Here is a 9,823-nt window from a genome sequence, read left to right on the forward strand (position 1 = left end):
AGCCCTCTTTTGTAAGTGGGAAGTTTAAGTGTTTTATTGAAAAGGGAAAAAATGCAGAAACATGCCTACTTAATCATCGCCAACCGCAACCCGGGTCAGTTGCAGACCTTGCTGACCCTGCTTGATGACAGCCGTAACGATATTTATCTCTTGGTCGACAGAAAAAGCGTGGGCTATCCGCGTGACTTTCAGCTAAACTACGCCACGCTTTTCAGTGTCTCGCCCCTGATCATCGACTGGGGCAGTTATTCGCAAATTGAAGCCGAAATGCGGCTTTTCCAAGCAGCAGCTCCAGGCAAATATGCCTATTACCATCTGCTGTCTGGCTTGGACTTGCCGCTGGCTAATCAGGATGAGATTCATGCCTTTTTTGCCGCTCATCCTGGCAAAGAATTCATTACCTACAGTTCCCAGGAAAGCGGGGCACAGTTATTGGCCCGGGTGCAGAAATATCATTTCACCCATAACTTCCGGCAGCCAAACAAGGCCATGCGGCTTTTTAGAAAAATCGAAAAGGCAGAGCAGCGGGTCTTTCCAGTAAGGAAGAAATTTGCTAGATACTGGCCTTTGGTTCCAACTGGGTCAGTTTGGAAAATGACCTGGTCCAGGTCTTGCTGCGGGAAGATGACCGGATCAGAACGATGTTTGCCCGGGGCTCCCTGGTCGATGAGCTGCTGGTGCCAACAATGCTGAACATCTATCCGGAATTCAAAGACAGAATCTACTATGACCGGCCGGTTCACGACCGGCCTGAAGAATTCCAAGGCAGCCTCCGCTATATTAATTGGTGGGACGGAAGTCCTTACGTTTGGCGGGAGAAGGATTATGAGACTTTGCTGGCTGCCCGCCGGCAGGGCCACCTCTTTTCCAGGAAATTTGATGCTGAAGTAGATAAGGCGATCATCGATAAAATAGCTGGTCAATTATTGGAAATTAAGTAAAAAGGCCAAAAACGCTTAAGCAAGTTTTGGAATAAGCAAACAAAGATGGTATACTGTTGATTAAAATTGCGTATACTGTTGCTGTATTAAGATAATAGCAAAACGATAATATAATAAAAGGATTTTAATAGGTTGAGCTCGAAGATAATGACAGATAACAATGGTTTTGATGGAGAGACTAGGCTGGGAGCATATCGGTACGTGAAAAGATTCTTAGATATTGTCGGCAGTTTGCTGGCCTTAATCGTCTTTTCACCAGTCTTCTTAGTTTTGTCACTGCTGATCAAGAACCGGGATGGCGGATCCGCTTTTTTTGCCCAGGAAAGAATCGGTAAGGGCGGCAAGCCCTTCATGATGTACAAATTCAGATCGATGAGCATGGACGCTGAAGAAATTCTCAAAAGCAATCCAAAACTCTACCAAAAGTATGTTGACAATGACTACAAGCTGCTGGCTGATGAAGATCCGCGGATCACGCCGATCGGCCGCTGGATGCGGCGGACCTCAGTTGATGAATTGCCGCAGTTTCTCAATATTCTCAAGGGCGACATGAGCATCATCGGCCCGCGGCCGGTTGTTGAAAAGGAGTTAGCTGAATACGGCGACCGCAAAGACAAGTTTTTGTCAGTCAGACCCGGAGCCATGGGCCTTTGGCAGGCAACGGGCCGGAGCAACATCAGCTACCCGGAGCGCTGTGACGTGGAGCTGGAATATATCGACAATATCTCTTTTGCCTATGATGTCAAAATTTTCTTCCAGACAATTTTCAGCATCTTCAAAAAAGAAGGGGCTTATTAAAGCAGGGGTGGAAACTAGTGAAAGTTAAAGTTTTAGTGGCAGCCCACAAGCAGTTCCCCATGCCGGCTGACCCGGTCTACATGCCGGTTTTGGTCGGGGCGGTAAAGAACTACAAAGCAGGCATTGCCTACCAACGAGATGACGAAGGAGACAACATCTCTGCCAGGAATCCTTATTACTCTGAACTAACCGGGGTTTACTGGGCCTGGAAGAACTTGAAAGACGTTGACGCAATTGGCCTGGTGCATTACCGCCGCTATTTTTATGTATCCAAGCCTCATGACCTGGATCACGTGGCTAAAGGAGTCGACTACGAGCATTTTTTGGCTGACCACGACGTGATCGTGCCGAAGAAGCGGAATTATTACATCGAAAGCAACTATGACCACTACATTCATGCCCATCCGGCAGAGCCTCTGGACAAGACCCGTGACATTATCGCGGATGCCTATCCAGACTATCTGCCGGCTTTTGACATGATGATGAAGCGGCGCAGTGCCCACATGTTCAATATGTTTGTCATGAAACGGCCAGCCTTTGAGTCTTATTGTGAGTTTGTTTTTGGCGTTTTGAGCAAGCTGGAAGGGCAAATCGATATTTCCGGCTACTCTGTCCAGGACCAGCGGGTCTATGGCTACATTTCCGAAAGACTGCTGGATGTTTGGCTCTACACGACCAAGCAGGACTTCGTTGAAATGCCTTGGGGGCAAATCGGCGGTGAAGCGGTAATCAAGAAGGGCTACAACCTGATCAAGCGCAAGCTTGGCATTGGCAAGAAGCAGACCCACTTTTAAATAAAAGGAGCAAAACAAGTATGAGCAAATATTTAGTAGTTGGTGCAGGTCTTTTTGGGGCTGTTTTTGCGCGCGAAGCAGCCAAGCGGGGGCACGAAGTTACGGTAATCGAAAAACGTGACCACGTCGCCGGCAATATCTACACCAAGGAAATTGACGGCATCCAGGTCCACCAGTATGGAGCCCACATCTTCCACACTTCCAACAAGGAAGTCTGGGAATATGTCCAGCAGTTCGCGGAATTCAACCGCTACACCAACAGCCCGGTAGCCAACTACAAGGGCAAGATGTACAACCTGCCTTTCAACATGAACACCTTTACTCAAATGTGGGGTGTCCGGACGCCGCAAGAAGCCATGGACAAGATCAACGAGCAGCGGGCTGAAATGGCGGGCAAGAACCCGCAAAACCTGGAAGAACAAGCTATTTCTTTGATCGGCCGCGACATTTATGAAAAGCTGATCAAGGGCTACACGGAAAAGCAGTGGGGCAGAAAGGCAACTGAACTGCCGGCCTTTATCATCAAGCGTGTCCCAGTTCGTTTGATTTATGACAACAACTATTTCAACGATGACTACCAAGGGATTCCTAAGGGCGGTTACACCAAGCTGGTGGAAAACATGCTTAAGCATGACAAGATCACGGTTGAACTGGACACTGACTTTTTTGCCAAGAAGGACGAGTACCTGCAAAAGTTCGACAGGGTAGTTTACACTGGCCCGATCGATGAATTCTTTGACTACAAGCTGGGTGAACTGGAATACCGGTCCCTCCGTTTTGAAACTGAAGAAAAGGACGTGGGTAACTACCAAGGCAATGCGGTGATCAACTACACCGACGCAGAAACGCCTTATACCCGCGTCATTGAACACAAGCACTTTGAATTTGGCAAGGGGGACCCGGACAAGACCATCATTACCCGGGAATATCCAGCTGACTGGCACAAGGGCGATGAACCTTACTACCCGGTCAACAATGACAGAAACAACGACCTGTACGCTCAGTACAAGGAAATGGCTGACAAAGAAGATGCCAAGGTCATCTTCGGCGGCCGCCTGGGTCAGTACAAGTACTACAACATGGACCAGGTCATCGCGGCTGCTTTGGAAGCTGTTAATGATGAATTCGGTAAGTAATCGTGCGTGTTGTTAAGAATTACCTTTACAATGTCGGCTACCAGGTTTTAGCCATCATCGTCCCGCTGATCACTTCCTACTACGTCAGCCGGGTACTGAGTCCGGAAGGGGTTGGGGCCAACGCCTTTACCAACTCCATCATCCAGTACTTCATGTTGCTGGCTAATATTGGGATCGGCTACTACGGGAACCGGGAAATTGCATATGTTAGAGAAAATCGTCAAGCTATGGCGAAAACTTTTTGGGAGATCCAAATTGTTAAAACCATCATGACGATTTTGTCATATCTGGCTTTTATTACTTTTATGTTCTTTTACCAAGGAAACCAGCTATATATGTGGGCCCAGTCGATCAACTTGATCGCGGTTGCTTTTGACATTTCTTGGTTATATGAAGGAATTGAGGATTTCCGGCGAACGGTTTTGAGAAATACCTTTGTTAAAATCGTTTCGATGGTCGCTATTTTTGTTTTTATTAAGAGTTCAAGTGATGTTGCCTTATACATTGCAATCTTAGCAATTTCAACTTTTCTAGGCAACCTGACCCTATGGCCACATACATTTAAGATGTTGCCTGGTGTTAACCTGGCCAGCTTAAGGCCCCTAAGGCATTTTAAGCCAACAATTGCTATGTTTATCCCACAAATCGCGATCCAGCTCTATGTTCAACTGAACCGAACCATGCTGGGCCTAATGGTTGACCAGAAGGCCTCGGGTTTTTACCAATATTCAGACAACCTGGTTAAGCTGATTTTGGCCTTTGTTACAGCAACTGGGACAGTCATGCTGCCACACGTGGCCAATGCTTTTGCCAAGCACGATATGAAAAAAGTCCATGAGATGCTCTACAAGTCTTTTGATTTCGTATCCGCCTTGGCCTACCCAATGATGTTTGGAATTGCTGGCGTATCGCTAACTTTAGCGCCATTGTATTATAGTGCCAAGTATGCTCCGGTTGGTCCAGCCATGCTGATCGAATCAATCGTTATTTTGATGATCGGCTGGTCCAATGTTATTGGAACGCAGTACTTGCTCCCAGTTAACCGGGTCAAGGACTTTACGACTTCCGTAACTATCGGGGCTGTAATCAATATTATCTTGAACTTTCCTTTTATCAGTCTCTGGGGATTAAATGGGGCGATGTGGGCAACCGTTTTGTCGGAAGTGGCTGTGACGGGCTACCAGCTCTATGTCGTTAGAAAGGACTTGGATCTAAGCTTAATGTTCCAAAGTTCATGGAAATACTTATTGGCCAGTGGGGTAATGTTTGTTGCGGTCTTTGGGATGAATACACACTTGAAGGCTAGCTGGCTTTGGTTGATTTGTGAAGTGGCTGTTGGTGTAGTAATTTATGCTGGGCTAGTATATTTTTTAAAGGCTCCAATTATTGATCAAGCCAAGAACTTAATTAGTAAAAAGTTGCAAAAATAATTAATTAGCGAAAGGATTTAGCAAATTTTGAAATCTGTGGCTGCCGTAGTTGTAACTTATAATCGAAAAGAACTACTAAAAGAAGCAATTGATGCCTTGTTGATGCAAAGTGTAGCTGAGGCAGATGTATTAGTCGTTGATAATGCAAGTACGGATGGGACTAAGGACTATATTGCTGACTACATTGATCAAGGGCAAATCATTTATATTAATACCGGCGAGAATTTAGGAGGTGCCGGTGGGTTTAATTTTGGAATGCGCAAAGCTTGTGAGGCTGGTTACAAGTATGTCTGGATTATGGATGATGATGCGATCGTCAAAAGGGATGCTTTAAAAGAGTTGCTAAAGGCAGATCAGCTGCTTAAGGGAAACTATGGCTATTTATCTAGTACGGTCTTTTGGACTGATGGCCAGCCTTGTGTTATGAACCGTCCGAAATTGGTCAAGGACTGGACTAGTGATCTGGGTTATCTGTCTGCTGGCTTGGTAAGAACGTACTACTCAACTTTTGTATCATTTTTTGTTAAAACTGCAACGGTTAAGGAACTTGGCCTGCCAATTAAAGACTTCTTTATTTGGGGGGATGATGTTGAGTATTCCAACCGCCTTTCAAAAAAATATCCTTGTTATGTAGTTGGTAAGAGTCAAGTAATCCATAAGACTAGGGATAATAATGGGTCTAATATCGCTAAGGAACAGGGTGATCGGATCGGTCGTTATAAGTTTGCCTATCGTAATGAGTGCGTGATAGCTAGAGAAAATGGAATGAAGGGTCGACTTAGACAGTTCGCCAAGGTCAACTACAATATGTTGCGAGTTATTTTTACTCATAATCCACATAAGCTCAAAAAACTGGGGATAATCTTAGGGGGTTCAGTTGAGGGCATTTTCTTCAGACCAGAAATTGAATATATTGAGGAGCAGCATGACTAAGAGAATCTTAGAAGTTAACGTTGATGACAATGGTTACAGCGGAGTGTATTCTCTAATTAAACGAGTAATTGAAAATAAGCCGGCCAATTATCAGATTGACTTAGCCTGCCTAGAGCCATTTGAATCACAGCAAAATATTGATTATTTAAACAAGCTAGGGACTCAGGTCTATTACATTGGTTACCCTGGTAATAAAATCAAGAAGCAGCTTAAGTACTATGAGAAATTACAAAAGGTTGTAAAAGATGGTAATTATGACTATGTTCATATCCATGGGGATGTAGCAAATAAACTCTACGTAACGGCTTTGGCTGCACGTAAGGCTGATAGTGGGGTTAAAATAATCTTGCAGTCACATGCCAGTGATGTGGATGGCTCTCATCGTCAGCTTAAGCGCTTTATTCATAAAAGCTTGAGAGGGAAGCTAGTCAAATTGGCTGACTGTTATGTGTCAGTTTCCGATTTAGCCTCTAATTGGATGTTCCCAAGTATACCTAAGTCACAGGTGATTAAGATTATGAATGGGGTTGACTTAGCCGCCTTTCGTTATGATCCTATTATTAGAAAAAGGATACGAAAAGAGTTAGGTTTATCTCGCAAACATGTACTAGGCCATATTGGTCGTTTTGCTTACCAGAAGAATCACCAATACTTGATTCAAGTTTTTGCAAAAGTCTATGCTCAAGATCCACAAGCTCGCTTGCTTTTGGTAGGAAAAGGTGATTTGCAAGATGAATGTAAACACCAGGTGCATGACTTGGGACTGGATAAGCAAGTAATTTTTTACGGCTTAAGTTCCAATACTAGTGAGCTTTTTCAAGCGATGGATGTATTTTTGCTGCCATCTCATTTTGAAGGCTTGCCAATTGTCGGGGTTGAAGCACAAGCAGCTGGTTTGCCAGTAATTTTCTCTGATCAAATCACTAGTGAGGCTAAAATGACTAACAATGCTTCTTTCTTGCCAATTGATGAAACAAGCTTGTCAGCTTGGCAAAGTCAAGTGATCAAGGATCTGGAATTAGGGCATCGTGACAACTATGACCTATTATCCCGTCAAAAATTGGATATTACAGATACAGTGGCTGCTTTCATGAAGCTATATAATTCGTAATCATTAAAAACGAGGTCAAAATGATCTACATTATTACCCATAAAAGAGTCAAGCTACCCAAGCTAGACAAATATCTTCCTTTGCAAGTGGGGAGTAGTTTGCATGAACACCTGGACTACTTGACTGATGATACAGGAGATAATATTTCTGAAAAAAATCCTAACTATTGTGAATTGACAGGACTATATTGGATCTGGAAAAATACAAAAGATGATTATAAGGGATTAGTACATTATCGTCGTTATTTTGGCAAAAGTGATTTCTCTTCTAGTTTTGAGCAGATATATAGTTATGATGAGCTTAAAGGCTTTTTACAGGACCATGATTTGGTGACTTCATATGTCGCTAACTTTAAGCAGAATGCTCATGATGAAATTATGATTCATTGTTGTACTGAAGAAATTTTTGGTAAGTTGCGAGCCAGCGTGGCCAAATGCAGTCCCGAATACTTATCTGATTTTGATAAATTCTTTAATCAAAACAAGGCAGTTTTATTTAATATGATGTTTTGCAGAGGGGACTTATTTGATGAATATTGTCAGTGGTTGTTTACCATCCTCTTTAACCTAGAGCCACAGGTTGATTTAAGTAGTTTGAATGCATATCAGCAAAGATTATATGGCTTCTTGTCAGAGCGGTTGTTAAATATTTGGATCTTGCATAAGGAATTGAAGGTTAAGCACTTACCGATCGTTAATACCGAAATGCCAATGAAGGGAAAAATTGCTAATTACCGCCGCCGGATCACCAACCAGATCTTTTACACTTTGAAAAAATAAACTACCAAACTGTTTCTTTGGAAAGAATAAAGGAGTATAGTATGGCTTATCTGATTGCGATTTCGATGTCGCTCCTTGTGGCTGCTTTTGTGCCACGACTAATTGAAGAAAACCGACATAGAACTTTTTTACTGGTTAAGCAGCCTTGGTACAAAGATACCAAGAAATGGCAGCTAATTGGACTTGTTTCTTTATCTGCCCTACCCATCTTGCTGATTTCTTGTTTTCGTTATGGAGTGGGAACTGACTATTTTCATACGTATGTCCCTCAGTTTCTATCAATTGTAAATGGTAGTTACACTCATTATTATGAACCTGGTTTTTATTTACTGAATCTGCTAGTCGCTAGTTTAACCAGTGATCCACAGTGGTTAATTGCTCTTTGTGCGCTTCTAACCCTAGGACTGGTATATGTAGTAACAGTTTTTTTATCAGATAATTATTTTATGTCGATCTTGCTGTTCTACTTGACTTATACCTACTTTGTTTCGATCAACAATATTAGACAAGCTTTAGCTTCAGCAATCTTGTTACCAGCTTTATATTTCTTAGTTCGTAAGAAGAAAATTGCTTTTGTTTTATTGACGATTCTAGCAGGGACCATGCACCAAAGTGCCTACTATTTCTTGATTATGGCGGTTCTGGATCTACTACCTCTGTCACAGCTCAGCTATCTGTTGATTAACTTAGGTTTTTACATTTTTATTAAGCTTTTAGGCAAGCGAATTTTAGCCTTATTAGCCTTACTCATTCCGCGAGTACAGATGTATCTAAATCAAGGAGTATATCTGGGTAAGACAATCGGTAAACTTTATTTGGGAGTACAAATTGCTATCTCACTAATTTACCTTTATCTAGAATACCAGCAGCGTTTTAACAGGGATTTGACGCAGTTTTCCTATAACAAGTCTTCCTTTAAGAGCCAATTGGTTGGCATGTTACAACTTGATGATCGCCAAAAACTAGGAAATTCAGCTGAAGAATGGACAATTGCCAAGCTTTTGCAATGGATGGTTTTGATTGTATGTGCTATGGATGGAATTTTGCCAGCTACGTACCGGGTAGTTAGAATCTTTACTTATGCCCAGTTCATCTTTATCCCAAATGCAATCAGTAAATTCGAAAGAGATGACAAACGTCGCTTGATCTTGTATATTTTAGTTATTGTGATCTTTGGTATACTCTTTGTCCATGACTTTGCTATGGGCTTTGAGCAAGTCTACCCTTACAAGTCAATTTTTAACCACTAAGGGGAGTTTGAGCCGCAAGGGACAGAAACAGTAAAAATGCAGAGGAAACTAGTCATGAAACGCGTTATTACATATGGAACATTTGATTTACTCCATTACGGCCATATCAATCTCCTGCGCAGGTCTAAAGCCTTGGGTGACTATTTAATCGTTGCTTTGTCGACAGATGAATTCAATTGGAAGTCCAAGCATAAGAAAACATATTTTTCTTATGAAGAGCGCAAACAGCTCTTGGAAGCCATTCGTTATGTTGATTTGGTAATTCCTGAAAAAGACTGGGATCAAAAACGCAGTGACATGCATGAGTACCATATTGATACTTTTGTTATGGGAGATGACTGGAAGGGAAAGTTTGACTTCTTAAAAGAAGAGGGGGTCGACGTGGTCTATTTACCGCGAACACCTGAAATCAGCTCCTCTAAGATTAAGCAAGATCTTTATGATGCCAATACGGTTACAGGAGAAAGTTGCTTGTTCCATGATGATTTGGATGTTGAGAGCAAAAGTTAACAGTTATTAGAGTCAAAAAGATCGCTAACACTGTCAGTTAGCGATCTTTTTTCGTAAGCGCCCAATAGCGCGGTATCTATCAACGATTTTTGGCAATTTTGGTGCTAGTAGCTTAAATGCTAATTTCCCAGGATTTTACAA

11 protein-coding genes are annotated in these 9,823 nt (G+C 42.6%); all 11 read left to right on the plus strand.

Going from position 1 to position 9,823, the window contains the following annotated elements; genetic code table 11:
- Positions 1 to 51: 51 nt before the first annotated feature.
- The 11 genes from HMPREF3168_RS10450 (at position 52) to tagD (ending at position 9,682) form a co-directional block, all read left to right on the plus strand.
- Positions 52 to 693 carry a beta-1,6-N-acetylglucosaminyltransferase gene (locus HMPREF3168_RS10450; RefSeq protein WP_371440824.1) on the plus strand — a complete coding sequence of 214 codons (642 nt, stop codon included), beginning with the start codon at positions 52 to 54 and terminating at the stop codon, positions 691 to 693.
- A complete protein-coding gene (locus tag HMPREF3168_RS10985; protein WP_371440825.1) occupies positions 612 to 941 on the plus strand; it encodes a hypothetical protein in 330 nt (109 codons plus the stop codon). Before HMPREF3168_RS10450 ends, HMPREF3168_RS10985 begins: the two co-directional genes overlap by 82 nt.
- Positions 942 to 1,142: 201 nt before the next feature.
- Positions 1,143 to 1,739, plus strand: coding sequence for a sugar transferase (locus HMPREF3168_RS03980; RefSeq protein WP_013440166.1), 597 nt, complete (start codon positions 1,143 to 1,145; stop codon positions 1,737 to 1,739).
- Between the two features lie 17 nt (positions 1,740 to 1,756).
- Entirely contained in the window at positions 1,757 to 2,533 is a 777-nt protein-coding gene (locus tag HMPREF3168_RS03985) for a DUF4422 domain-containing protein (protein ID WP_070488568.1), read from the plus strand.
- 20 nt (positions 2,534 to 2,553) lie between these two features.
- Positions 2,554 to 3,669, plus strand: coding sequence for a UDP-galactopyranose mutase (gene glf / locus HMPREF3168_RS03990; RefSeq protein ID WP_070488570.1), 1,116 nt, complete (start codon positions 2,554 to 2,556; stop codon positions 3,667 to 3,669).
- Positions 3,670 to 3,671: 2 nt separating this feature from the next.
- Entirely contained in the window at positions 3,672 to 5,099 is a 1,428-nt protein-coding gene (locus tag HMPREF3168_RS03995) for a flippase (protein ID WP_070488573.1), read from the plus strand.
- A gap of 27 nt (positions 5,100 to 5,126) precedes the next feature.
- A complete protein-coding gene (locus HMPREF3168_RS04000) occupies positions 5,127 to 6,032 on the plus strand; it encodes a glycosyltransferase family 2 protein (protein ID WP_070488575.1) in 906 nt (301 codons plus the stop codon).
- Positions 6,025 to 7,143, plus strand: coding sequence for a glycosyltransferase (locus HMPREF3168_RS04005; RefSeq protein ID WP_070488577.1), 1,119 nt, complete (start codon positions 6,025 to 6,027; stop codon positions 7,141 to 7,143). The genes HMPREF3168_RS04000 and HMPREF3168_RS04005 overlap by 8 nt, the downstream gene beginning before the upstream one ends.
- 20 nt (positions 7,144 to 7,163) lie before the next feature.
- The gene (locus tag HMPREF3168_RS04010) at positions 7,164 to 7,922 is read left to right on the plus strand and encodes a DUF4422 domain-containing protein (protein ID WP_070488579.1); all 759 of its coding nucleotides are present in this window, start codon (positions 7,164 to 7,166) and stop codon (positions 7,920 to 7,922) included.
- 41 nt (positions 7,923 to 7,963) lie between these two features.
- Entirely contained in the window at positions 7,964 to 9,172 is a 1,209-nt protein-coding gene (locus tag HMPREF3168_RS04015) for an EpsG family protein (RefSeq protein ID WP_035175389.1), read from the plus strand.
- Positions 9,173 to 9,226: 54 nt separating this feature from the next.
- Complete coding sequence (gene tagD, locus HMPREF3168_RS04020) at positions 9,227 to 9,682, plus strand: glycerol-3-phosphate cytidylyltransferase (protein ID WP_035175387.1); 456 nt, start codon at positions 9,227 to 9,229, stop codon at positions 9,680 to 9,682.
- The last annotated feature ends 141 nt before the right edge of the window (positions 9,683 to 9,823 follow it).

Origin of the sequence: Lactobacillus sp. HMSC08B12 (genome assembly GCF_001808415.1) — a bacterium.
GTDB classification, from domain to species: domain Bacteria; phylum Bacillota; class Bacilli; order Lactobacillales; family Lactobacillaceae; genus Lactobacillus; species Lactobacillus delbrueckii.

Bases quoted from the DNA above. Each gene is read 5' to 3' on its own strand.
- HMPREF3168_RS10450 (WP_371440824.1), top strand. From the start codon at position 52: ATGCAGAAACATGCCTACTTAATCATCGCCAACCGCAACCCGGGTCAG.
- glf (WP_070488570.1), top strand. From the start codon at position 2,554: ATGAGCAAATATTTAGTAGTTGGTGCAGGTCTTTTTGGGGCTGTTTTT.
- HMPREF3168_RS04005 (WP_070488577.1), top strand. From the start codon at position 6,025: ATGACTAAGAGAATCTTAGAAGTTAACGTTGATGACAATGGTTACAGC.
- HMPREF3168_RS04010 (WP_070488579.1), top strand. From the start codon at position 7,164: ATGATCTACATTATTACCCATAAAAGAGTCAAGCTACCCAAGCTAGAC.
- HMPREF3168_RS04015 (WP_035175389.1), top strand. From the start codon at position 7,964: ATGGCTTATCTGATTGCGATTTCGATGTCGCTCCTTGTGGCTGCTTTT.
- tagD (WP_035175387.1), top strand. From the start codon at position 9,227: ATGAAACGCGTTATTACATATGGAACATTTGATTTACTCCATTACGGC.